We start from the raw sequence: 24,653 nt of genomic DNA, 5'->3' as shown, positions 1-24,653 counted from the left end.
TATGTGCCTTAGCTTGGTTCGTATGGCCCCAAAAAACGTTCTCCATTGAAATGGATGAGATGCGATGGAGCGTCAGCAACCCAGACTTCCGTTTCCCAAGCGATCTCTCCTAAATATTTGCTCATTAAAGCCCGTGTCGGGAAAGCTGTGACATAGACCAACCCCGCTTTTGAATCCACAAAGAGTCTTGCGAGTTCTGCATGTCGCTTCCCATTGACGGGGCCATGGCTTGTGACTGACTCGATCAAAAGAAGCCAATTGCGATCAGGGGCGTACAGGACAACGTCAGGCATCTTGCCGTGCATATCAACTGTAATCCCTAACGAAGAAAGGAGAACGGCATCAAAATAGCCCCACTTGTCGCCAGTATCTCCAATGTAGATGAGTTGGCCGCCGGGGACGTACCGTTCAGCAAAATCTTCGATAATGGCCTTGATGAGTTCGCTGTGATCGCCAGGTACAAGGCTTAGTGTCTTGCCGTCCGCCAACGTGACAGGTACACGATGCTGATTGCGCTCATGGGCGTACTTTTCGATGAGGGTCTGTCGTTCCGCCAAGAATTCTGTTAGCATCCCGTGCCACTCCGGTGTTCCGAAGGTTCGTACTAGAGCGAGTGTGTGAGCGGCAATCTGATAAACGTTGTCTTTGCTGTTGGGTGGGCGTTTTGGATCGTCAGGATTGTGAAGGATAATTCCGGCATCCAGAAACTGATGGATCGACTGGCGGCGCACGGTCTCCCGGGTGTTCGGAGCGTAAACCTTCTTGTAATGTTTCGCGATCCAATCCATGATCGGCGTGATTCCGATCATGGGATTCTTCGCGTCCTTCCAAGATGTCCCAGGCTTTAAATCTAGAAGAGCGAGCAGAGTTAAGGCAGACCGTTCGTTTTGTTGGGCGTGGGGCAGGCCCAGCGAGATGAGAATGTCACGAGCGGCTTTCAAGAGTTCTTTACGGGTCATACGATTAGTGTATTAAGCTGCCGGTCGATCATATCTTGTGTAAGAGTTCCTTTAGATCGTGCCCACTTGCCAAAAGATATTAGGGCTTCCCGCGATGGATAGCGCATTAGCCGCAGGTCAGTAGCGTTTACTTGCGTATGGCCGTTGAAACGCCGGAAATGATCATCTGCAGCCGTGCTATTAATAAACGCGGCAAGGCCATAGGCCAGATCAATCGGCAAACCAGATTTGTTGTCATGAAAAACGTTCAGATGATTTTCGAAGCCCACCTTATCAGCGTTCGGGAAGGCATCGGGGTGAACGATGCCTGCCACAAGGCGGCGCTTCTCTTCTTTTGAGGAGAAGCGCCTAACAACTGTGTAATAGCCATTGGGGTATAGCCATCGTTCCGTCTCCTTATTTCGAAGAATCGCATTCCCACGCTTGGCTGCATCGCTGGGCCAAATGGTGTCTTGCCCAACAAAGTGAGCAGCGTATAGGAGGGGGGCGGAACCATTTGTAGGCTCGGGGAGGATATATTGTTTGAGCCGGAAATCGACGACCGGACCAGTCGATAAGCTGACACCTATGGCACCGAGCGAATGGCAAATTTGAGGAGAGCCTTCCAATATCCCCATTTCTGGCGAAGTAGGTACATGAATAAACCGTTCGGGATCGTTAGGAAAAACGATCCGCTCGAACGGATAACTGTGCTCCACCAGGTCGGAAAATGAATCATCCGTAGATGTTGTAATCCTTACGTCGCCTTGTTGGCCGCGGCGTTCCAAATGAATGATGACGTTCTCCTGAAGAACATCATCATCCTTGAAAGCCTTGTTGCGCGATGCGAAGAGATGTATTTGCCTAATAGCAGCTTGTTCGAGGATCTGATCCCGAAACGGTTTGTAATAAGGACCATTACAGAAGCTTCTCGGAATGATCGCTACGATATGACCACCCGGTCGCATCAGTTCCAAAGAGAGTGAAACGAACGCCGTATACAAGTTGACCGCTTCGATCCCGAGCCGCCGCATAGTCGATCGGTGGTCCGAACTACTGCTGATCTTCTTGTAGGGAGGATTGAGGATCGCGTGAGTGAAGCGAGTTCCGAGACCGAGCAACCCATTCGTGACCGATTGATCAATGAAATCCTGGTCGGAGACTGTGATGCGAAGGGCCTCGTGATGTAGTCCCTGATAGGTTGATAGAACATGTTTCAAATGAGAACGGAGCCGCCCGTCTATCTCATATACAGTTGCATCGACGCTAGAAAATCGGAATCCGCCCTTGGTCCAGCGGTCGAGAAACGCTGATGTGAGCGCCCCCATCCCAGCGCCAGCATCCAAGAGCGAGCAATGGGTGATTGTCGAACTTGGGAACATGGCCGCCATAAACGTCGCGACCTTAGCGGGCGTCATGAATTGGCCGAACTTGGATTTGTGGGCCTGGGTGATTTGGGGTGAAATCGTCTGGCGTAGCGAGTCAGATAATTCGACCGTCTGATGTCCCAAAGCCAACCCCCTATGAAGAATCTAGCGCTCCACAGGAATGTGGATTTGTTCGTCTCTTCTTCGCCTACTATTCTATTCTGGCATGGACTCATGAGGTGGGCAATGGTGCTCTCGCATTGAATAATGATGTGCGCCCTCTTACCCCTTGACAGAGTCTTCTTCCTTATCGAGGGGCACCCAGTATCTGGTTGTGATGAGTTAGGGTTGCGGTGCAGTTTTTGGTTAGCCTGGGTGGCTTGCCTGGCGCTTTGATTTCGTTCGGGGTGGAGAGAAAGAACTCGCCTGATTTTTCTTTGCCAGTGTCGCGGGAGAAGATGAAGCTGCCGTCCCTGCCTATGAACATGGCTCCGATCTCGGTGCCGGTGGCGTTGATCTCTTTGCTGAGCAGGCCGGTTCGTTGCCAGCCTTTTGCGGTGTGCTCCACGCGGTAGATGCCTTTGTCGATTGCCCGTAGTCCCCATTGTCCGTTGGGGGGGAGGAACTCGTACTCGGCGTCGGCGGTGTTGAGGCCGGGGCCGGCGTTTTCTAGAGCATTTTCCCTGTTGCTGGGTATCCCGAAAGGGGCGTGCAGTGGCGTTTTCATTGCGGAAAACGCCCATAGATGCGGATGCCCTGGACTACACCGACAGGGAAAATGCTCGAGCCAGGTTCCGTTGGGTGTCTGGCGGGCGCGGTAGATGTCGTCTTTGCCGAATCCTCCAGGGCGGCCGGAGCCGAAGTAGAGCAATTCTCCTAATACTGTGGTGTTGGATAACTCTGCGAATGCCGTTTTCTTTGCGGAAAACGGCGCAAACAGCCAGCACTTCGCTCTACACCTTTAGGAGAATTGCTCCCGAGCCAGCCGTCGGAGGCGGGGCGGGGGAACCACTCCGCTTCGTTGGAGTTCACTGGTTCGGGTAGCTTGGTTGGCGTTTGCCATGTGCCAGAGGTTGAGCGGGTGGCGATCCAGATGTCGAGAGCATTTTCCCTGTTGCTGGGTATCCCGGAAGAGGAGTGCGGCAGCGTTTTCATTGCGGAAAACGCCCATAGATGTGGAAGCCCTACTCTACACCTACAGGGAAAATGCTCCAGGCCTGCGCTGGTGAGAGCTCCGGTACTGCGTGAGGAGATGAAGTAGAGGGTGCGGCCGTCGGGGCTGAAGTATGGGTCTGCTTCTAAACCGGGTGCGGCGATGGGGGATTCGGTTGGAGGTTGGAGATAGTTGTCGATGCAGCGGCTGACCAGGATTCTCCAGCAGGAGAAGTCGGGTTTGCTGCGTACGAACCAGAGAGCATTTTCCCTGTAGGTGTAGAGTAGGGCCTCCGCGTCTATGCGCGTTTTCCGCAATGAAAACGCCGCTGCACGCCTCTTCCGGGATACCCAGCGCAGGGAAAATGCTCCAGGTGGGAGCTGCGGAGGCGAGGAGTGGGAGAAGCGGCAGCATGGGTTTTTTTGTCCGGGATTTTTCTATCACGGATGGAGAGGGGCTACGAAATGATGGACAAAGCAGGTCCTTCGCGGTGCTCAGGATGACAGGGAAAGATGATTTGGTAAAGAAGCGGATTTCTCCACTCCCCTTTGGTCGACCACCCCCACCAGCAAGCTGGTCGGGGACCCGGCGCTACGAAATGACAAACAAAAGCGGGTCCTTCGTCTGCGGCTCAGGATGACAAACATAAAAACGGTTCGCGCGTAGCGGGATAAATCACCCTAGCGAACGCGGTTCAGAACGCGACCGTCTCCCCCAGCCCCGCATACACATCATTCTTCTTCCACCGCTGCTGAATCAGATAGAACGCCCTCTCCCCCGTGCAGTGGCCCACGGCGATACGTTGCAACTTGTTCGTCTTCTCCAACACATCGAGCGTACCGTTGATCTGCTCGTCTGTATCCTGCACCAGGTGGAGTCCACCGAACAGCATGTACACATCCGGCTTCGCGGCGCCTGCCGTTGCTGTCGCAATGATCCTCTCGATGCCCGGATGCGAGCATCCTGCAATCACCACAGGGCCTTTTGGCGTATCCAGCACCATCGATACCTCCACCAGTCCCTTGAACGCCGGCTTGTCCGAGACCAGCGTCACCAGCCGCACGCCCGGCATCACCGTCATCGTCTCTTTGACTACCGTCATCTTCGTATCGCTGTATCCCTTCCAGTCGGGAATATGCGCCGGCGGATTGCCGTTGAAGTAACGATGGTCCTTTTCGAGCGTAGGCTCGGGATGTGCCGCAAGAAACTGCTGCGGAACCTCGTGCCCGCGAAACACGACATCATCGGGAACGAACAACGCAACGTCAGGATTCAGGCCCAGCACATACCGCAACCCCGACGTGTGATCGCCGTGCGAGTGCGAGATCACCACCATGTCCAGATGCGACAGGTCCACATGCATGCGCTTCACATTCGCCTGCAGAATCGCCGCGCTGTCTCCTGTGTCGAACAGAATGCGCTTGCCGTTGTACTCGATCAGAGCCGCATAGCCCCAGTCCAGTTGCAACTCCGGCTTGCGGCCGAATGCATCTGTAAGAATCGTCACCCGGTTCTCCGCGCGGCAAACCGCCGCACCAAGAATCAGAACCGCCATGGAAGCCAAGATTGTCCGGTACAACACGCGAGTCAACATGGTGTGGGCCCTGCTTTCTCAGATCAAGTAAGTTGGATGCGGAAGTGTCTGAAGGCCTATCTAAACACGCCGCGCGCTCCGCGGCCAGCCTTAATGGACCAACGGGCTCCAGACTATTCGTTTTCTGAGCGCACGGATGCCCATCCCCCAATGCTTTCGGGCGGGCACTATAAGCGCTGAAGGCGCGCTCTATACCAGCCTGGGGCAACGCCCCAGGTCTCAGTGCCCACACGATGTTAAAGGGCTGAAGGCCCGCTCTATAACTCTGCAGCGAAGGCAGGTTAGTGCTAATGCGGGAACGGGTAGGAGCGGTGGACTTTAGTCTTCGCTTTACGGTCAAAGAAGTTGGGCTTTCCTTTCCCAGATGGGTTTCTTCAGCCATTAGGCATGAGGATTATAGATCGGGCCTTCAGCCCTCAGACCCCTCTTAACTATCCGAGACCTGGGGCGTTGCCCCAGGCTGGTATAGAGCGCGCCTTCAGCGCTTATTCAGCGGGCTATGAAAGCCGTCCCCCTTAACCACCCCAGCCAGCGGAGTTGGCCGAGCATTACGATCGCGCGGAGCGCGAATAGTTCACCCCAACCAGCGAAGCTGGTCGGGGACCCCGAATAGCCATGTCCCTATGGGGACACCACCCCAACGAACAAGTTCGCTGGGGACCCCGGACATGGCTATTCCAGTCTTACGGAGAATTCGTCATCTCAGCAAGATTCATTAAGCTGCTACTTCCCGCGCTCCTGTCGGTGCCGTCTCGGCATTGCCGGTTGATGCGAAGGTCTCGGAGTAAGCGTAGTTGTGCTGCCGAATAAGCTCCCCATCCCAGGTATTCCAATCTGTCGGATAGGTGAATACGTAGCTGTACAGGCCGGTCGTCTGCACATAGCTGACCTGGTTGTTCTGCATCAGGGTTACTTTGTTTTGAAGCGCAGCTTGCAGGCTGTTGTTGGGCATGGGATTAGGCCCGGGTGAGGGGAAAAGTAAAAAGAAGTTCGTCATATTAAGGGTTGGGTTGACGTTCGTGTCCGTTGCCCAGACATGTGGAATGGCGTCGTTCAGATTGAAGCAGGGCACATAGTTGGATGACGCATTCAGAACGTCCGCCAGTGCCTGGTTGCCGGCTGCGAACGGCGCAAACGTGAAGGACTGAATACTGGAAGGAAGGGTTGTGATTGGTTGCTGATTGTTCAGGAACTGGAAGGCAATCCAGCATGCCGCCAGATAGGCAACCGTCCCACCAAGACTGTGGCCGGTGATGAGCAAAGGAGTTGTCGCGTTAAATGATCCGGAGATCGACTGCAGGTAGGAAGCAAGGTCTGTACCACCCTGGGTAAGTTTGGCGTTCATCTGCATCAGGGCGCCGAAGAGCGCTGCCTGGGCGCCAATGGCTACCTTGGCTCCGCTGACCGGCTCGAAGCCGGCCCAGAACTCGCAGCAAAAGTCCTCCAGTTCATCGGGAGCACCATGGGTCCCCTGAATGACCAGGGCATATTGGTTCGTTGTCGTGTTCTGGATGACAGCCGAATAATCCTCGCCGATCGAGCTCGGCTGCCATACGACTGTCCAGGGCGATGGTGGATTGGGGTTGGAAGATACATGGTCGATCCAGTCACAAAGGCTCCACGCAAGTTGCGAGCCTTGAGGGAGACTGGAAATAGAAGCCTGCTGTTTTTCAGATGTCATTGCAAAGGTTCCTCTCGTTGAATGGGACGTGGAGTTCCTGAATTCAGCCGAGACCTAAGCGAAGAAGTTCGTAAGTAAAAGGGGGGCAGATGAGGTACTTCAAGAGCGTCCAGATGTAGTTGCTCCGCTGGATCTCGGAGCTCCGTAGCCATACACGCGGATGTGGCTAAGGAGGTGCATCCGACAGCTTCGGCCTTTTCCTGGGGTGGTGTCAAGATCGGGTTGATGAAAGTTTTGTAGGAAAGATGGTTGGTGACGGTGGAGAAGCAGGTCCTTCGCGTAGCTCAGGATGACAAGCAAAAGACGGTTTGGGGTGGTTGCGGGTGGGAGCAGCGGACTTTAGTCCGCTGATTGAAGGTCTCAAATGATTGATGGGCTTTCAGCCCTGGGCTCTCTCTGAGACCGACACAAAAAGCCCAGGGCTGAAGCCCAATTTTCTTTAGAGCTAATAGACCGTGGGCTAAAAGCCCACGGCTCCCACCCATCGCGCATAGCGCGAATCGTACCCCAGTGGCTAAAGCCACTTTATTTGAATGACTTGATGCGGCACGGCTGGAAGCCGTGCCCTTAAGCAAAACATTCGCGCGGACGCGCGAATACCCAGGTCCCTTTAGGGACCCGGGGCACCCGGTGTATGGGTTACTTAGCGGGGGAGGATCTCCGCGATGCTCTTCATGTCTGCCAGGTTGCGGTCTTCCAGCAGGGCGAGCAGTTGTTGCAGGTAGCCGGGGCTGTGTTCGACCGTCTTGGAGAAGGACTGGACGGTTTTCACAACTGCTTTCTCATCGAACTCAGATTGGCGGCTGCCGGAGATGCCGATCAGCAGGCCATGGACCAGGACGTACTGGCCGATCAGCAGGGTGTATTCCTGAAAGATTGTCTTTGGCGTGGAATGGGCGCTGGCTTCGCGGCCGAAAGGGAACAGCGTTCTGAAGATGTAGTTCAGCAGGTAGTTCTCGAGAATGTGCGGATGCTGGTCGAGGAACGGTTGGCAGTAGGCATTGTCGGCGTGCTGGTAGCGTTCCAGGTCCTGGGCGGCCGTTGATTCCGGTGCGTAACCGATGCCGGCGAGGAAGTCCTGGAAGGATTCGTTGAATCGCTTTGAGTTCACGCCGGAGCGGTTGGCAAGGTCAGCGACGCGGAGAACGAGATCCAGTTGCGCGGCGGGGTTTGCGGGCAGATGGTTGAGCTCCGTCCGGAGAGTTCCCTCGTCGACGATCTGCTGGTAGCTTTGGATGATCTCCGCCACCTTCGCTTCGCCCTCAAGCGAAGTCACCTCATCGAGCTGCTTACACATCATGCCCAGGAGGAAGATCCGCTGCCAGAGGGGACGGCTGCGATCGGTAAGCAGGTCGCCCATGCATAACCGGACCTCGGTGAAATAGCCGAAGGGTTTGTGAGGCGAGTCGGGTCCGTTCTGGGCGAGCTTGGAGAACTGGTCGGTGCGGTAGGGAACGGCCGGGCCATCGGTGTGGCGGTTCGCAAATCCTGGATCCAAGAGCACCATGCGCGCTGCCTCGGGGCAGGAGAGATACAGGGAGACTTCGAGCTGTCCTTCCACCTGATTGAGGGCGCGGGGATAGGTGGAGCATGCGGCCGACAGGTAGTCGTGGCCATGCTCCTTGTGGATGCCGCAGAGACGCTGTGCCGTGAAGAAGGGGCACTTCTTGTCGGCGGTCATCTCGATGCTGGCGTAGAGGTTATCGCTGGGAGAGCCTGGAACCTTACGGACATGGGTATCGACGGCGGACCGGATCTCGCTGACAGGCAGCAAACGGTAGAACTCATAGGTCTGTTTGTCGACGGGGACAGAGAATCCGTTGCAGCAGGTGTCATCGCAGGCCCCGCTGATGCATTGGAAGGCCTGTCCGTAGAGAGGCTGAGACGGTAGAGGTTGACGTTGACGTGGGATAGCGCGGCTCACGGGGTGAGGGAGTGCAATTTTTGGGCCGTCGATGGGGTGAGTGGATCAGAGGTCTCTAATCTCGGGGGGTGCGCCGCTCGAACCATTTTTGTTTGTCATCCCGAAGGGATCTGCTTCTCTCAAAGGCTGTGGCCTCCTTACCCACCCTAGCGTTGCGAGGGCGGGGCACCCGGTGAATGACAAACGAAAGACGGTTCGCGCAGGCGCGAATACCCAGGTCCCTTTAGGGACATCACCCCAACGAACACGTTCGTCGGGGACCCCGAACCTGGGGCACCCAGTGCATGGGTTGGGCGCTAGCTCTTCAACAGCTTCTGGGCCGTCTTCTGATCGGTGATCAGGACGTTGATCAGCTTGCCTTTGATCGCCGCTTTGATGGCGGTGAACTTGGCAGGCCCGCCGGCGATGCCGATGATCTTGCTGACACTCTTGAGCATCGGCATCTCGATGCCGATGACGCGGTTGAGCAACGGAGAGCGGATCAACTCTCCCTGTTCATTGAAGAACTGCAGGCAGATGTCTCCGACAGCGCCTTTCTTCTGCAGCGACTCAAGCTCTGCCATGGTGAAGCTGTTGCCGCTGCTTTCGAGCAGGGCCGATGGCTTGAGGGCGCCGATGCCGACCAGTGCGAGATCGAGCGTTGGGAAGGTCTCGATGGTCTCTCGTACGTACGGCTCCTGCAGCAGCAGGTCCCGTGTTTTGGAGCTGCCAGTCACACCTGGAGCCTGCAGCAGAACGGGAGTCGCACCGATCAGACGAGAGAACTGATTTACGAGCTGGGTAGCGCGTGACTGGATGTCGGGCGTTCCGACGCCGCCGAGCATTTGGATCACGCGTCCACCCTCGGCGCGATTGGTCGGGTGGAGCTGATCGACCATGGCGAGCAGGTGGCGGCTCCAGGAGGAGATGCCGATGTTTTCCTTGGGGCGCAGGGTAGATTCGAGCAGGAAAGCGGCAGCGGCGCCAAGCTCCTGAATCATATGGAACTCGTCATCCGGGCAGTCGACGATGACGACCTCGCGCAGGCCGAAGCGGCGTTCCAGCTGCTCTTCCATCTCGGCGTACACGCCGCCGGGAACATCGACGATGACGCGGACCACGTTCGCCTCGCGTGCCTTTTTCAGAAGACGGGAGACGGTGGACTGATGGATGCCGAGCATTTCAGTGATGTCCTGCTGCCGCACCTCGTGTACATAATAGAGGCGGGCGATTTTAACCATCAGTCGGGTTTCATTGATGCGTGGCATATAAATTTATGTCTGCATAATATTACACGTGAGGTTGGTCGAAGCTTTGTCTTCCATGGTTTCCCTCGCCCGGGTGCCCCACCCTCGCAACGCTAGGGTGGGTTGAGATGCCCAAGAATTTCGACAAGCTTCGATACTCGAACATCTCACTCATCGCTGATTACTCCAACGAGTACGTTCGTCGGGGACGTTTTGGATATTTAATCTGTGCCACCTTTCCCACCCTAGCGTTGCGAGGGTGGGGCACCCCGACAGGGAAATAGAGAAAAGAAAAGGCCCGCTCTGGTAAGCGGGCCGAGTGTTGTGATGTGTCTAGAAAGATCAAGCCTCGGCGTGATGGTGATAAACATCCCATCCCATATAGGTCCCCAGAGCCTCTGCTACCGGCTCGGCACAGTGGCTTCCATTCATCGCAGCATGATGCTCAAACCCGTTCTTGCAGATCACATGCATCAGCTTCTGCAGCTTCGGCACATGCGCCACGGCGCGGGTCCCAAAGGTATTCAATGGATCATCCGTAAACAGGCCATTGCCAACATAAGCGCGAATCTTGCCTTGGAGATCATCGGTACTGACGCGGCCAAAGGTGAGGGGGCCGGCAGGCGTGCGGCCTTCGAGAGCTCCGACGGTGTTCTGCTCTCCAAGGACAGTTCCGAGGATGGGAGCGGTGCCGATGCGGATGTCGGGGAGAAAATCCTTCGCCCAGTTGCCGCAGTGGAATAGGACGCATTTGTCCGGATCGTTGCCGTAGTTGTTGTTCCAGTCGACCAGCGCCGAAGGCTTCTTGCTGGCGAGTTGCAGGGCATACATGCTGACCACACCGGCGATATCGACCTCGCAGGCCGAGGGTAGCATCTGCTCGCTCATCATCGACATGATGGTGCAGACGTTGACGCCGAAGTTCTTCTGCATCGACGACCAGCATTGAATGGCGGTCGCGGTCAGGCCAAGCTCCTGCATCCAGTCATCGACGACCAGGGCGAACTTCGCCATCTTCACCAGGCTCTCATTGGGAGCGTTGGATGCATCGGCGTAGCTGCGAATCTGCTCGATGCGCTGCTTCACGCGAGTGTCGGCATCGGCAATGCGCTGTGTGGAGCCGAAGACCTCTGAGAGGTCAATGGTATTGACGGAGATGCCGGCAGCCTCAAAGAGCTTCTCGCTGAAGCGGGTGGTATTGAAGGCGTTGGGGCGAGCTCCGACGGCTCCCAGGCGGACGCGGCGGAGACCGCGCACGACGCGGCAGGTTGCGAGGAAGTGGGTGAGGTCTTCGCGGAACCGGTCGCTGTTGATGGCGACGGTGTGATCGCGAGTAAGGGTGTACTTGTAACCGTACTGACGCAGGTTGTTACAGGCGGAGATCTTACCGCAGAAGGCGTCGCGGCGGCGCTCCAGGCCGAAGGCGTCCAGATCGTCAGGGCAGGCCTGCACCAGGATGGGGACATTGAGCTCAGAGAGGCGGATAGCGTCGGAGAGCGCCTTCTCGTCACCGAAGTTCGGCAGGCAGACGAGGATGCCTTCGATCTCAGAGTGGTGTGCGCGGAAGAGCTCGCCGCACTTCACTGCATCGGGCCATCCCTGGACGTCGCCCAGCTTGGTCTGGCCCTGGGTAAGCCAGATGGGCGTGACATCGAGCTGTGAGAAGAGCGTAGTGAGCTGCTGCCGTGCCTCGGCGATGAGAGCGTCGGGAAAGAAGTCGCGGTTACCGAGGATGACGCCTAAGGTGCTGGGCATGAGAGGTGATTCCTTTCCGTTATTACCTGATCTTTTCGAAGTCGCGATAGTCGTCCACGTTGGTGCGGGTGACGAGGTCGCAGGGGATGATCTGTTTTTCCGGCTTGCCGGTCGAGCCTGTCTTGAGGAAGCGATCGGCTTCATCGACTGCAAGCCGGGAGATGACGACGGCGGGCTGCAGAGAAGTGGCCTGCAGTTCGCCGGAACGAATGGCCGTAGCCGCATCCGGTGAGCCGTCGAAGCCGGTGACGATGATTCCCTTGCGCCCGGAGGACTTGATGGCCGCCGCAGCGCCGAGCGCCATGGTGTCGTTGCCGGCGATGATGCCTGCGAGCTTCGCATGTGCCTGCAGGATGGTCTCGGTCTTCTGGAAGGCTTCAGCCTGCGACCAGTTGGCCGATTGGGCAGCGACACGCTTCAGTTGCGGTGCAGTGTCGAGGATCTCGTGAAAGCCTTTAGTGCGGATCTGCGCGTTAGTGTCGGATTCGCGTCCGAGTAGCTCGGCGTATTCCCCTTCTTTGGTGGCGCGGGCAAACTCTTCGGCAACGATGCGGGAGCCCTGGTGGTTGTCGGCGATGATCTGCGCTTGGGCTACTCCGGTGACCTGGATCTCACGGTCGATGAGGAAGACGGCGATGCCTTCCGATTTCGCGCGGCGTACGGCGGAGATGGAGGACTCCGATCCAGCGTTATCGAGGATAAGGGCTTTGGCTCCGCTAGCAATAGCGGCATCGATCAGGTTGTCCTGACGGTAGGCATCATCGTTGTGTGCATCGATACGTGTTCGGTAGCCAAGCTGCTGCGCGCGGGCCGCGGCTGCATCGCCCTCGGCCTTGAAGTAGGGGTTGTCCTGCGAGGGAACGATGATGGCGATCAGCGGCTTCGACAGCTCTTCACGGTGACAGCCGGTAAGAGCGATGGCGCCAACCACGAACAGTGTCGCGAGCTTCATGCTCCGGCTCCTGGGTTGGAGCGCAGCAACAGCGGCAGGAACTTTGCCTGCAACCGCGACTGCAGCTGATCGATGGCGACCGCCAGAACGATGACGACGCCTTTGATGACGATCTGCCAGAACTCGGAGACGCCGAGCATCACCAGGCCGTCGGCCAGTACGCCGATGACAAAGGCGCCGATCAGCGAGCCGGTGACGGAGCCGCGTCCACCCATGAGTGACGTGCCGCCCAGAACAACGGCGGCGATGGCATTCAGCTCGAAGCTCTCTCCTGTAGCCGGGTGAGCGGCCTCGAGCTGCGAGGCGATGATGAGCCCAACCAGCCCAGCGCAGAGCGCAGAGAAGAGAAAGGTATACATCTTCACACGCGGCACAACAATGCCGGCCAGGCGGGCGGCGCGTTCGTTGCCGCCGATGGCATAGACATGACGTCCAAATGGTGTCTTGGCCGCGATGAATGCCGCGACAGCGAACAACAAGAACATGAGCCAGACCGGGATGGGAATGTGCAACAGGAAGCCCTGGCCGATGAAGGCGAAGGAAGGCGCGTGGGCCGCGAGGTTCGGAAAGGTCTTGCCGTTCGACATCAACAGCGCAGACCCTCGGGCGATATAGAGCGTGCCGAGGGTGGCGATGAAGGGAGCGACGCCGGCGCGTGAGACCAACCAGCCATTCAACGTTCCTACCAGCAGGCAGAGAGCAATGGTTGCCAGAATGGCGACGAAGACGCCGGGATGATAGGTAGTGCTGCCGACGGCGATGCCCTGGGTGAGAATGTAGCCTGCAACCATGCCGCCCAGACCGGCAACAGAGCCGACGGAGAGATCGATGCCTCCGGAGAGGATGACGAAGGTCATGCCGATGGCGAGGATTGCGGAGATGGCGACGTGCTTCGTCAGGATGGACAGGTTGGCGCCCGTAAGAAAGCTTGGCGCCAGGGCAGAGAAGAGGATGAGCAGAAGCACCAGCACGAGGACAGCACGGGCACGCAGCAGGATGAGTGCGATGCGGGCTCCACTGCTGGCCAGACGATCGGACGATGAGAGCGTGGCGGAGATAGAGGTCATGCGATGCTTCCTGTGGTCACGTTCGGGCTGGCTGCGGCGAAGAGGGCTTCGTCGGTCAACTGGTGATGCTGAAACTCGGCTGCAATGCGTCCCTGGCAGAGGACGAGGGCGCGGTCGGCGAGCGTTCGCGTCTCTTCAATCTCGGACGAGGTGAACAGAATGCTCAGGCCGTTCGCGGCCAGCTTGCGAAGGATGCGATAGATCTCTGCCTTGGCTCCGGCATCGACCCCGCGTGTCGGCTCATCGAGCAGAAGGACCCGCGGGTTACGCATAAGGCAGCGGGCGATGAGGACCTTCTGCTGATTGCCGCCGGAGAGCGAGGTGACCGGCAGTTCGAGGTCGTTGGCTGCGATGTTCAGGTCCTTCGCCAGCTTTCGGACCAGCTCAGTCTCGTGCGCGCGTGAGAGCAAAGGACCGTGCGAGGCGGCGAGGGCCACATTTTCGCGGATCGACAGCTCGGGGATCAGACCGTCGCGCTGGCGATCTTCCGGGACAAGCACAATGCCTGCCTTGACCGCACTGCCAACGGAGTTCAGTGCGAGCGTGCGGCCTTCGATCTGGACGGAACCCTCGAGCGGTGTGCGGTTTCCCGCGAGTGTCTCCAGAAGTTCGGTTCTGCCCGCTCCGAGAAGACCATAGATGCCCAAGACTTCGCCCTTGTGAAGGGTGAATGAGATCTCATGCAGAGCTGCCTGCGATTCTTCACCCGCGGAGGAGGAACCGAGCTCTAAGTGGTGGACTGATAGCACGGCCTGGGTGGAGGCAGCGGGACGGACCTGCAGGTCCGTGGTGTCGGCGCGGCCAGACATGCGTTCCACGATCCATTGCCGTGTGACCTCGGATCGCGGAGCTTCGCCAACGACACGGCCGGAGCGCAGGACAGTGAAGTAGTCACCGAGGTGCAGCAGCTCGTGGAGGCGGTGCGAGATGTAAACGATCGTGACGCCGGAGCGCTTAAGGTCTTCGATGACCTCGAAGAGCGACTCTGCTTCTGCCATCGAAAGAGCAGAAGTGGGTTCGTCGAGGATCAGGATCTTCGATCCATGAGCAATGGTGCGGGCCAGCTCGACGATCTGTCTGCATCCGAGCGAGAGGTGAGCAGTCTGTGCGCTGACCGGCATCGGCTTGTGCAGGCGATGGAGCGCATCGGCCGATTGGCTGTCTTCGGTCTTGCGATCAACCATGGCCACGCGGGTTAGCTCGCGGCCGGCGAAGATGTTCTCGCTGATGTCGAGGTTCGGCATTACGCTCAGCTCCTGGTGCACGATGCTGATGCCGTGTGCCCCGGCATCGCGCGGGCTGCGCAGAGTGATAGGCTTGCCGTCCAGCAGGATGGTGCCTTCGTCGCACGATTCAACGCCGGACAGAATGCGCATCAGCGTGGACTTGCCGGCGCCATTCTCTCCGATCAGCACATTCACCGCATTGCGGTGGAGCCTGAAGTCGACGTGGTCGAGCGCGATATTTCCGGGATAGCGCTTCAGGATGCCGTTTGCCTGCAGGATTACGTCGCTCATGCGAGGTCTCCCTTCAGACGGGCCTGCCGGACAGCGTGCTTCCAGCCTTCATAGTGGGAGGCGAGTTGTGTTGCGGGGAGGAATGTCGTCGACTCTTGCGGAAGCGAGGCGAGATCAGAGACGCTGTGCCACCACCCAAGTGTGAGTCCCCCGAGCCACGCGGCCCCGAGCGCCGACAGGTCTTCGCAACTGGAGCGTTGGACCGGCACCTGCAACAGGTCCGCCTGAAACTGCATCAGGGCAGAGTTGCGGGTTGCGCCTCCGTCGGTGTGCAGAGCGGGAAGGTCTATTCTGGCGGCGTCGCGCATCGCATGAAAGACATCCACGACCTGGTAGGCGATGGCGTCGACGGCGGCGCGGGCCATGTGTTCCCGACGACTGGTGTGGCTAAGGCCAACCAGTGTGCCGCGAACTGCGGAGTCCCAGTAAGGTGCTCCGAGGCCGACCATTGCGGGAACGAAGTAGACCCCTGCTGCATCCGTTACACCTTCGGCCAGAGCAACGGTGTCGCGGGTGGGCTCGGTGAGGTTGAGGAACTCTCCTACCCACTGCACTGCTGACCCGGTCATCGTAATGTTGCCCTCAAGGGCAAAATGGGCTGTGCCGCCGTGCGACCAGGCGATGGTGCGTGCCAGGCTCCGTGTCGGTGCTGGCAGGCCCGGTGCCAGCGTCATCAACGACGAGCCGGTTCCGTAGGTCGCCTTGATGGTTCCGGGAGTGTAGCTTCCATGGCCCACCATGGCGGCGTGGGAGTCTCCGATGGCGGAGACGATGGGGACGCCCGCAAGCTCTGGAATCGCTGAGACCGTGCCAAGCAAAGATGAGGAGCAGGCAAGCCGTGGCATCGCGGCGTATGGAATCGCGAATAGTTCCAGCAGTTCACGATCCCACTGCAGGGTCTGCAGATCGAGCAAGGCTGTACGCGATGCATTCGTGTGGTCGGTGATGTGGACGGCGCCGCCGGTCAATTTCCCGCCGGTAAGTTTATATACGAGCCAGCTATCGACATTGCCCAAGCAAAGGTTGCCTTGTTCGGCCTCGGTCCGCAACGCAGGGTTCTGCTGGAGCAGCCAGCTCCATTTGGTTGCGGACACTAGTGGATCGAGTGGCAGACCGGTGCGCTCCCGGATGAGATCCGTGTGTGCCTCTAGCTGTCTGCAGATGACCTCGCCTCGCCGGCACTGCCAACTGATGGCATTCGCTGCAGGCCTGCCATCTGCGCGGTACCAGGCCACGGCGGTCTCCCGCTGGTTGGAGATGGCGATGCCTTTGATCCTGTCCGCGCTGCTATGGGCGATACACTCCCGTATGACGGTGAGTACCGACTGCCACAGTGCTTCGGGATCCTGCTCCACCATGCCCGGTTGCGGTGTGAGCAGCGCAAGCGGTGCAGACGCACGAAAGACCGGCTGTCCATCGTTGCCGACGAGGAGAGCCTTGGTATTCGTTGTTCCCTGATCGATGGCGAGGATAAGGTCGGACATGATCTGCGCCTACTTGTTCTCTCCCAGCAGATCGAGTGCGGCATTCACCATGCCATCTGCGTTCAGATGAAAGTGGTCGAGCAGAAACTCTGCCGACCCCGTCGGTGCGAAGACGTCAGGAAGCCCCAGCATGCGCATCCGCGCAGGATGATGCAGTGCGAGCACTTCTGCGACCGCTCCGCCCAGACCGCCTGCGGTGAGTGCTTCCTCCGCGGTGACGATGCCGCGGGTCTCTTTCGCGGCTTTGATGATTGCGTCGTAGTCGAGGGGTTTGATGCTGCTCATATTCAGCACACGGGCGAAGATGCCGCGCTGTTCCAGAAGCTTTGCGGCCTGCAGCGCGCGAGCCACCAGGATGCCGTTGGTGATGATGGTGACGTCGTCTCCATCGTTCATGAGCGCGGCCCGGCCGAGGGTGAATTGATATCCGCGATCGTGCACCTCAGGCACCGGAACCCGGCTGATGCGTAGGAACATGGGTCCATCGTGCCGCAGCGAATAACGCATCACCTGCTCGGTTTCGAGCGGATCGGCCGGAACGATCACGGTGAGGTTGGGAATGATGCGCGTCCAGGCCATGTCTTCGATGGAGTGGTGGGTGGCGCCAAGTTGCCCATAAGCCATGCCGGACGACATGCCGCAGAGCTTGACGTTCCACTTGGAGTAGCCGAGGTCGACCTTTACCTGTTCCATGGCGCGGGCTGTCAGGAAGCAGGAGGCTCCGCAGACGTAGGGGACCATACCTCCATTGGCCAGGCCGGCGCCCACGCCGATCATGTTCTGCTCCGCGATGCCGACGTTGACGAACCGGTCGGGGAAGAGTTCCTTGAACTTCTTCAGCTTGGTCGAAGAGATGGAGTCGTTGACGACGGCGCAGACCCGCTTGTCCTGAGCGGCCATCTCTTCCAGCGTTCTGGAGTAGGCTTCCCGGCAATCGTAGGTCTTGGCTGATGTCTCAACGGGGGCGGCGACTACCATGGGACCTCCACACCGAGTTCTTTTGCCGCCATGAAAAGCTGCTCACGGGTCGGCACACCATGATGCCAAGCGGGCTTGTTCTCTGCAAAGCTGACGCCTTTGCCTTTGATCGTATTGGCAATGATGCAGGTGGGTTTCCCCCTTTCGAGGGGGAGAGACTGAAAGACCCGCATCAGCTCCTCGTGGTTATGCCCGTCCACCTCACGCACGGCAAAGCCGAAGGAGGACCACTTCGGAGGGAGCGGGTCCAGTTGAACCGTGTTTTCGGTGAAGTCACCCTGCTGAATCCGGTTGCGGTCGACGATGACCGTCAGATTATCGAGCTTGTAATGATGCGCGGTCATGGCGGCCTCCCAGTTGGAGCCTTCCTGCAGTTCGCCATCGCCGGTCAGGACAAAGACCCGCCAGTGTTCGCCGCGCATCTTTGCCGCGAGTGCGGCGCCGACGGCGATGGGGGCTCCATGGCCCAGGGGGCCGGTATTTGCCTCTACCCCGGGCAGTTTGTTCCGGTCCGGATGTCCATTCAACATGGACAGCGGGTCCATAAATGTCTTGAGCTGCTCGACCGGGAAGAAGCCACGTGCGGCGAGCGTTGCGTAGAAAGCGCCCGAGCAGTGTCCCTTAGACATGATGAAGCGATCCCGCTGTTCCCAGTGAGGCCGGGCGGGATCGACCGCCAGGATTCCACCCAGGTAGAGACAGGCAAGGATGTCGGCAGAGGAGAGGTCGCCGCCGGTGTGACCTAGTTGCGAATGATGGGTCATCGACATCGCACGGATGCGGGTCAGGTTTGCAGCTTGTTGCAGGTGTTTCACGGATGATTCCGCCATAGGGTAAGGGCAACCAAGGGTTCGACTTGCCACTCATGACATCACATCGTCGTACTTTTTTGCAATAGTGCATAAAAATGCTAAAGCCCTGTATTCCGCTATTCGGGTTGAAAAGCTTCGCCAGGTTAGATTCCATGGGACCGCCGCCCTTCTCCGGCCGTAAAAACGTAAAAAGCCACCCCAGCACCCATGGAAGACGGGCGTGGGGCGGCTTTCGATTTTCCGCCGCTATCGATGTGGATAATGCCTTAGAGGGGGACCGCATCTCAAATTTCCGCGATCTCCGGCGGCCGAAACCGTAACGAGCACCTTTCAGGAAGTGAGGAGTTGGCTTGAGAGTTTTTCGATATTTAGAGCGTTTTCCCTGTCACTGGGTATCCCGGAAGGGGGGTGCAGCTGCGTTTTCATTGCGGAAAACGCCCATAGATGCGGAAGCCCTACCTTACACCCGCAGGAAAAATGCTCTAGCGTTTTTGCTTCTTGTTTCAATGGCTCTATTGAGCGTTGGCGTTGGGGCGATCGCCCAGACCGGACCTCACACGATTGGATTTCTGACCGACTTCGATACGAAAGATGATGCAGTAGGTATCTGCCGTGCCGTCATGCATGGCATTGCGCCAACGGCCACGATTATCGATATCACGCATCAGGTTACGCCCTACGACATCAGCGAAGGTGCTCGTTTTCTCGCTGGAAGCGCTCCGTATTTTGCGAAGGATGCGGTGTTTATTGCAGTGATCGATCCAGGCGTGGGTACGGCTCGAAAAGCCATTATTGTGAAGTCGAAGGTGGGACAGTACTTCGTCCTTCCTGACAATGGTCTTATTACCGGCATTGCGGAGCGCGATGGCCTGGAAGCTGCACGCGAGATAACCAGTCAGGAGTGGATGATTGGAGCTAAGCTTTCGTCCACATTTCATGGCCGTGACATCTTCTCTCCAGCAGCGGCCCATCTCGCGCGTGGGGATGACTGGACGACGGCTGGTCCCGAGATCCCCGTCGCACAACTGGTCAGGCTGCAAGGAACGGTAGCAAAGCTCGACGATAAAGGTTTGCACGCGGAGGTCATCGGTACGGATGGACCCTATGGAAACCTGGTCCTCAACGTACCGCAGCCTCTCTTCGCGAAACTCGGCTATTCCCATGGCGATGTCGTTCCTTTGACGCTGAATGGAAAGGCCTACCGTACGCCCTTTGTAAGAACGTTCGACGACGTTCCCGTTGGGAAGGACCTGCTTTACATCGATTCGAGAGATCGGCTCAGCATCGCGATCAACCAGGGAAATTTCGCGGAACGGAACCATATCGACAAGCACATGGTCTTGGAGATTCCGTACAAGCATTAGAGCATTTTCCCCGAAAAGGGTGTGCAGCGGCGTTTTCATTGCGGAAAACGCCCTAAGATACCGAATCCCTACACTACACCTACAGGGAAAATGCTCTAGCAGCGCCTTGGACGTACGTCCCGACAAAGCTGAAGCAGAGAGTGATTGCTAATTTCTCTACTTTTCAGTAAACGTTAACTGTTACGTTTACTATGCGCTATCGAACACTCGGTTCTACCGGCCTTTCCGTCTCCGTGATCGGGTTCGGCGCTTCGCCGCTCGGCAACGTCTTTTCGCCAGTTCCACAAGCTGACGATGGCGCTCTGATTGGGCGGGCGGTAGACGCCGGCGTCAATTTCTTCGATGTCTCTCCTTACTACGGGGCGGGACTGGCGGAGGAGCGTCTTGGCGCTGCGCTTGCTCCTTATCGAAAGAATGTGGTGCTGGCGACCAAGTGCGGCCGGAACGGCGCCGATAGCTTTGACTTCTCGGCAAAGGGGATCACTGCCAGTCTGGAAGCTTCACTGCGCCGGTTGAAGACCGATACCGTGGATCTGATTCAGGCGCACGACATCGAGTTCGGGAATATCGATCAGGTGATTCACGAGACGATTCCTGCGCTGCTCGCGTTGAAGCAGCAGGGCAAGGCCCGAACGGTTGGTATTACCGGCTATTGGCCTGGCCTTTTGGCCAGGGTGGCGTCTGAGGCGCCAGCCGATACGGTTTTGAATTACTGTCACTGGAATCTCTTCTCGGACGATATGGATGCAGCGTTGACGCCCGTTGCGGAACGGATGGGGATTGGATTGATCAACGCGTCGCCGCTGCACATGGGGATTCTGGGAGGAGTTACGCTGCCCGAATGGCATCCGGCTCCGCCCGAAGTGCGCAAGGCCGGCGCTGAGGTGGTCGCGTTCTGCCGTTCGTCTGGCGTGGGTCCCGCCACGCTTTCGATGTGGGCGTGTCTGCAACATCCATCTGTTGCATCGACGTTGATGGGATTTGCGAGTGTGGAGCAGGTCGATGCGGCGTGTGCTGCGTTGGATCTTGAGCCGGATGCGCAGGTGCTGCAGACGGTACGACGTCTGGTGGCTCCGATACACAACACTTCATGGCCGCAGGGACGCCCGGAGAACGAAGATACTAACCGGATGACAGCGGTATCGGAAGAAGACGTGATCAAGGTGACAAAGGCATGAGAGCGTTGACGATGGTTGCTCCCGGTGAGCTGGCGATAACCGATGTCGCGGAGCCCGGAAACGATGGTGTTCTGCTGCAGGTAGAGATGGTCGGGCTCTGCGGATCAGACCTGAACAGCTACCGCGGAAACAATCCGATGGTGAGCTATCCGAGGATCCCAGGGCATGAGATTGCAGCGACCGTCCTGGAAGGCTCAGAGAAATATCCTGCTGGTACGCAAGTAACGGTCTCGCCCTACACGAGCTGTGGGGGCTGTGCGTCATGCCGTAATGGACGTGTGAATGCCTGCGAGTTCAACCAGACCCTGGGAGTGCAACGCGATGGCGCTCTGACAGAGCGTATCCGCGTGCCGGAGGAGAAGCTGTACACCTCGCCGAAATTGAGCCTGCGTGAGCTGTGCCTGGTAGAACCGCTGACCGTCGGATTTCATGCGGCAGCCCAGGGGCGTGTAACCGAGCGTGATACGGTGGCGATCTTCGGTTGCGGCGGGGTTGGGCTGGGCGCGGTAGCGGGTTCGGCGTTTCGCGGCGCCCAGACGATTGCGATCGATCAGGATGACGAGAAGCTGGAGATTGCCCGTGCTGCAGGAGCAGTACATCTGATCAACACCCGGCGCGACGATGCTGCCGTGAAGTTGAAGGAGATTACCGGATGTGGACCGGATGTCGTGATCGAAGCGATTGGCCTGCCGGAGACATTCCGCATGGCGGTCGAGCAGGTTGCTTTTACCGGCAGGGTCGTCTATATCGGCTACGCCAAGCAACCGGTCTCGTATGAGACGAAGCTCTTTGTTCAGAAGGAGCTCAACATCATGGGGTCACGGAACGCCTTGGCCGGCGATTTCCGCGAAGTGATTGCGATGCTGGAAGCCCAACGCTTTCCTGTGGAGAGGGCGATCAGTGCGGTTGTGGGGATGGATGAGGCTTCTGACTATATCGCCCGTTGGGCTGCGAATCCTGCTGCGATGAAGAAGATTATGGTGCAAGTGCACTGAAGTGATTGCGAAACGTCAACCTGCAGCCCTATTGTCGTGGATGCCCGTATGAAACGCCTTCACGCTATCGTCTGCAGTGTTACGTTCGCGGCTTCCAGCCTGTATGGTCAGGTGGTTCTGCGGCCCGAGAGTTTTCGTCATTATGTGGACGAGTTTCGCCAGCAGGAGAAGCTGGTCACGGGGATCATGGGAAGCGACTCGTATGACTGGATGGCGGCGAACGTTCCGCTCTTCGAGTCTTCGGATAAGGACTTCAACGATCTGTATTACTTCCGTTGGTACGTCTTTCAGAAGCATGTAGTGCACAGCGAGAAGTATGGCTACCTGATCACCGAGTGGCTGCCGAAACCGGAAAGTCAGGATGGAGCCTATGGTGTTCTGCCGGACGCGACACCGCTTCATCTGCGTGAGGCGCGATGGCTGCGGACGCGCCAGATCGCTGCCGACTATGCACGTTATTGGTTGAAGCCGGAAGCCGATCCGTGGAAGTATTCGGTGCCGCTGGCTGATGCCTTCTATCAGGTCACGCTGGCAACGGGATCGCGCGATCTTGGGCGGGAAAATCTGCCGGCGCTGATGCAATATGCGGAGCATTGGGATGCAACGCAGCGAGACAGCAACGGGCTGTACTGGTCGATCGATACCCGGGATGCGATGGAGAAGTCGATCTCGGGCGATGGCTACCGGCCTACCTTGAACAGCTACATGGTCGCCGATGCGAGGGCGATCGCCGCGCTTACCGACGATGTCAATCTGCGTACGAAGTTTGCCCGCAAGGCGGATCTTCTGCGGACCCTGGTGCATGAGCGGCTTTGGAATACTAAGGATCAGTTTTACGATGTGGTTTCGCCGGCTGCTGATTCAGGTATCCGCAAACAAAAGAAGTTTGTCGATCCTGGAACGCAGATGCAGCTTGCAGGCGTGCGGGAGCAGATCGGCTACATCCCATGGACCTATGGCATTGCCACACCGGATCAGGATATTGCCTGGAAGCAGTTGTTTGACCCGCAAGGCTTTGATGGGAAGTACGGACCGACGACGGCGGAGAAGCGTAGTCCCCGGTTTCGTTTTGCCAGCAGCGATCAGTGCACCTGGAATGGTCCCATGTGGCCGTTTGCGACGACTCAGACGCTGACAGCGCTGGCAGAGTTGTTGCAGACGCGCGGAACGTCGTCCATCGGCAGCAACGAATACTACAAGTTGTTTGCGCGCTATGTGTTGGCGCAGCACCTTACTTTGCCAGGCGGACAGTCCATCCCGTGGATTGACGAGGATCGGGACGCGGATGCCGATGACTGGATCGCACGCCGCATGCTCAGGGAGAAGAACAAGCAGGTCGGGCGAGGGAACTACTACAACCATTCCGGCTTTGCTGATCCGTTGATCACCGGTCTGCTTGGCATCCGGCCTGAATCGGGAGACACCTTGCACATCCAGCCGTTGCTGCCTGAGGGCACATGGCAATACTTTGCTCTGGACGGTGTGCCCTATCACGGGCACCAGTTGACTCTGGTCTACGACCGCACGGGGGCCCGCTACCACAAAGGGCGCGGATTTCAGGTCTGGATCGATGGGAAGATAGCAGCGCATCGCGAAACGCTCGGTTCGCTGACCGTGCAGCTTCCGGGAACGAAGAGACCATGAAACGAGTAACCTTTGCCGCTTCGATATTGCTGGGACTGACGACAGTTGTCGGGCAGGCGGAGAGCTATCTGTTTGCCTACTTCAAGGAGCCGGGCGATACCGGTATCTACTTTGCTTTGTCGCATGATGGCTATCATTACGCTCCGCTGAACGATGGCGCGCCGTGGTTTCTTCCTCCCGCGGGGCAGAGAATTCGCGATCCCTACCTGACGAAGGGATCCGATGGGAAGTATAGGTTGGTGTGGACGTGGGACTGGCGAGGCAAGTCGATCGGTTATGCCGAGTCCGACGATCTGCAGCACTGGACGGCAACGCGCGAAATTCCTATCATGGCCGATTTTCCTGAGACCAATAACACCTGGGCTCCGGAGATCTACTGGGACGCGAAAGCCGGGAAGTGGCTGGTTCTGTGGTCTTCAGCGATGAAGAGCGAACCGAACAATCACCACATCTGGTCTTCGATGACGGCGGATTTTCAGAGCTTTACCAAACCATCGGTATGGTTCGATCCTGGATACGTCACCATCGATCAGACGATCTTTCACAACACGTCTCGGAAGGATCTCGCTCCCTGGTACCTCGTTTTTAAGGACCAGAACCAGGATCCGCTGCGTTACCAGATTCGTGTCGCCGGCGGACCAAGTGTTCAGGGACCGTGGAGCAATATCTCCGGACCGATTACACCGACATGGAGCGAGGGACCGTCGGCCCTGCAGGTTGGCGATCGATATGTGGTCTTTTACGACTACTATCGCCCGCCGGCGCGGTTCAAGGCGGTGGAAACCACGGACTGGGTGCATTGGAGTGACGCGACCGACAAGATTGATCTGCCGCATGGATGCAAGCACGGAAGTTTTTTGAAGATTAGCGATGAGGTGGCGGCTGGCCTAGAGCAGCGGCATGATGCTGCTTCTAGGTGAGTGCAAAGCTCTGTGTTCTTGAAGGTAGAGGTAAAGAAGCAGATTTCGTAGCTCCCTTTCGGGAGCTACGAAATGACAAAACAAAAAGCCGACAAGCCCATGTT

General features: G+C 57.9%; 19 protein-coding genes. 5 read left to right on the top strand and 14 right to left on the bottom strand.

Annotated features, from left to right (window positions below; all coding sequences use genetic code 11):
• Positions 1 to 8 precede the first annotated feature (8 nt).
• The 14 genes from AB4Y89_RS18450 to AB4Y89_RS18385 all read right to left on the bottom strand — a co-directional run bounded on the left by AB4Y89_RS18450 (position 9) and on the right by AB4Y89_RS18385 (position 18,451).
• Complete coding sequence (locus AB4Y89_RS18450) at positions 9 to 959, bottom strand: BsuBI/PstI family type II restriction endonuclease (protein ID WP_442302409.1); 951 nt, start codon at positions 957 to 959, stop codon at positions 9 to 11.
• Complete coding sequence (locus tag AB4Y89_RS18445) at positions 956 to 2,449, bottom strand: Eco57I restriction-modification methylase domain-containing protein (RefSeq protein WP_442302408.1); 1,494 nt, start codon at positions 2,447 to 2,449, stop codon at positions 956 to 958. Before AB4Y89_RS18445 ends, AB4Y89_RS18450 begins: the two co-directional genes overlap by 4 nt.
• 163 nt (positions 2,450 to 2,612) lie before the next feature.
• Entirely contained in the window at positions 2,613 to 3,176 is a 564-nt protein-coding gene (locus AB4Y89_RS18440; RefSeq protein WP_442302407.1) for a hypothetical protein, read from the bottom strand.
• Positions 3,177 to 4,152: 976 nt separating this feature from the next.
• On the bottom strand, positions 4,153 to 5,013 hold the full coding sequence (locus AB4Y89_RS18435; RefSeq protein WP_442302406.1) for an MBL fold metallo-hydrolase: 861 nt from the start codon (positions 5,011 to 5,013) through the stop codon (positions 4,153 to 4,155).
• A 754-nt stretch (positions 5,014 to 5,767) separates the two neighbouring features.
• Positions 5,768 to 6,733 carry a lipase family protein gene (locus AB4Y89_RS18430; protein WP_442302405.1) on the bottom strand — a complete coding sequence of 322 codons (966 nt, stop codon included), beginning with the start codon at positions 6,731 to 6,733 and terminating at the stop codon, positions 5,768 to 5,770.
• A 643-nt stretch (positions 6,734 to 7,376) separates the two neighbouring features.
• Entirely contained in the window at positions 7,377 to 8,657 is a 1,281-nt protein-coding gene (gene fliB / locus AB4Y89_RS18425) for a flagellin lysine-N-methylase (protein WP_442302404.1), read from the bottom strand.
• A gap of 296 nt (positions 8,658 to 8,953) precedes the next feature.
• A complete protein-coding gene (locus AB4Y89_RS18420) occupies positions 8,954 to 9,877 on the bottom strand; it encodes a sugar-binding transcriptional regulator (RefSeq protein ID WP_442302403.1) in 924 nt (307 codons plus the stop codon).
• 348 nt (positions 9,878 to 10,225) lie between these two features.
• Entirely contained in the window at positions 10,226 to 11,638 is a 1,413-nt protein-coding gene (locus AB4Y89_RS18415; protein WP_442302402.1) for an L-fucose/L-arabinose isomerase family protein, read from the bottom strand.
• A 22-nt stretch (positions 11,639 to 11,660) separates the two neighbouring features.
• Complete coding sequence (locus AB4Y89_RS18410; protein WP_442302401.1) at positions 11,661 to 12,590, bottom strand: D-ribose ABC transporter substrate-binding protein; 930 nt, start codon at positions 12,588 to 12,590, stop codon at positions 11,661 to 11,663.
• Positions 12,587 to 13,657 carry an ABC transporter permease gene (locus AB4Y89_RS18405; RefSeq protein WP_442302400.1) on the bottom strand — a complete coding sequence of 357 codons (1,071 nt, stop codon included), beginning with the start codon at positions 13,655 to 13,657 and terminating at the stop codon, positions 12,587 to 12,589. Before AB4Y89_RS18405 ends, AB4Y89_RS18410 begins: the two co-directional genes overlap by 4 nt.
• Positions 13,654 to 15,174 carry a sugar ABC transporter ATP-binding protein gene (locus AB4Y89_RS18400; protein WP_442302399.1) on the bottom strand — a complete coding sequence of 507 codons (1,521 nt, stop codon included), beginning with the start codon at positions 15,172 to 15,174 and terminating at the stop codon, positions 13,654 to 13,656. Before AB4Y89_RS18400 ends, AB4Y89_RS18405 begins: the two co-directional genes overlap by 4 nt.
• On the bottom strand, positions 15,171 to 16,658 hold the full coding sequence (locus AB4Y89_RS18395; protein ID WP_442302398.1) for an FGGY family carbohydrate kinase: 1,488 nt from the start codon (positions 16,656 to 16,658) through the stop codon (positions 15,171 to 15,173). Before AB4Y89_RS18395 ends, AB4Y89_RS18400 begins: the two co-directional genes overlap by 4 nt.
• Before the next feature lie 9 nt (positions 16,659 to 16,667).
• Positions 16,668 to 17,636, bottom strand: coding sequence for a transketolase family protein (locus AB4Y89_RS18390; protein WP_442302397.1), 969 nt, complete (start codon positions 17,634 to 17,636; stop codon positions 16,668 to 16,670).
• On the bottom strand, positions 17,630 to 18,451 hold the full coding sequence (locus tag AB4Y89_RS18385; RefSeq protein WP_442302396.1) for a transketolase: 822 nt from the start codon (positions 18,449 to 18,451) through the stop codon (positions 17,630 to 17,632). Before AB4Y89_RS18385 ends, AB4Y89_RS18390 begins: the two co-directional genes overlap by 7 nt.
• 488 nt (positions 18,452 to 18,939) lie before the next feature.
• Between AB4Y89_RS18385 and AB4Y89_RS18380 the strand changes: the two genes are divergently transcribed.
• The 5 genes from AB4Y89_RS18380 (at position 18,940) to AB4Y89_RS18360 (ending at position 24,549) form a co-directional block, all read left to right on the top strand.
• Entirely contained in the window at positions 18,940 to 19,812 is an 873-nt protein-coding gene (locus tag AB4Y89_RS18380; RefSeq protein ID WP_442302395.1) for an SAM hydrolase/SAM-dependent halogenase family protein, read from the top strand.
• Positions 19,813 to 20,003: 191 nt separating this feature from the next.
• The gene (locus tag AB4Y89_RS18375; RefSeq protein ID WP_442302394.1) at positions 20,004 to 20,990 is read left to right on the top strand and encodes an aldo/keto reductase; all 987 of its coding nucleotides are present in this window, start codon (positions 20,004 to 20,006) and stop codon (positions 20,988 to 20,990) included.
• The gene (locus AB4Y89_RS18370) at positions 20,987 to 21,985 is read left to right on the top strand and encodes a zinc-binding alcohol dehydrogenase family protein (protein WP_442302393.1); all 999 of its coding nucleotides are present in this window, start codon (positions 20,987 to 20,989) and stop codon (positions 21,983 to 21,985) included. The genes AB4Y89_RS18375 and AB4Y89_RS18370 overlap by 4 nt, the downstream gene beginning before the upstream one ends.
• Positions 21,986 to 22,033: 48 nt before the next feature.
• Positions 22,034 to 23,629, top strand: a complete 1,596-nt coding sequence (locus tag AB4Y89_RS18365) for an MGH1-like glycoside hydrolase domain-containing protein (protein ID WP_442302392.1) — start codon at positions 22,034 to 22,036, stop codon at positions 23,627 to 23,629.
• Positions 23,626 to 24,549 (top strand): glycoside hydrolase family 43 protein, encoded by a 924-nt coding sequence (locus AB4Y89_RS18360; RefSeq protein ID WP_442302391.1) that lies wholly within the window; start codon positions 23,626 to 23,628, stop codon positions 24,547 to 24,549. The genes AB4Y89_RS18365 and AB4Y89_RS18360 overlap by 4 nt, the downstream gene beginning before the upstream one ends.
• Positions 24,550 to 24,653 lie beyond the last annotated feature (104 nt).

This window comes from Terriglobus sp. 2YAB30_2, assembly GCF_052114765.1.
Taxonomy (GTDB): Bacteria; Acidobacteriota; Terriglobia; order Terriglobales; family Acidobacteriaceae; genus Terriglobus.
The sequence above is the reverse complement of the archived record's forward strand: the minus strand, read 5'-3'. Positions and strand labels throughout refer to the sequence as shown.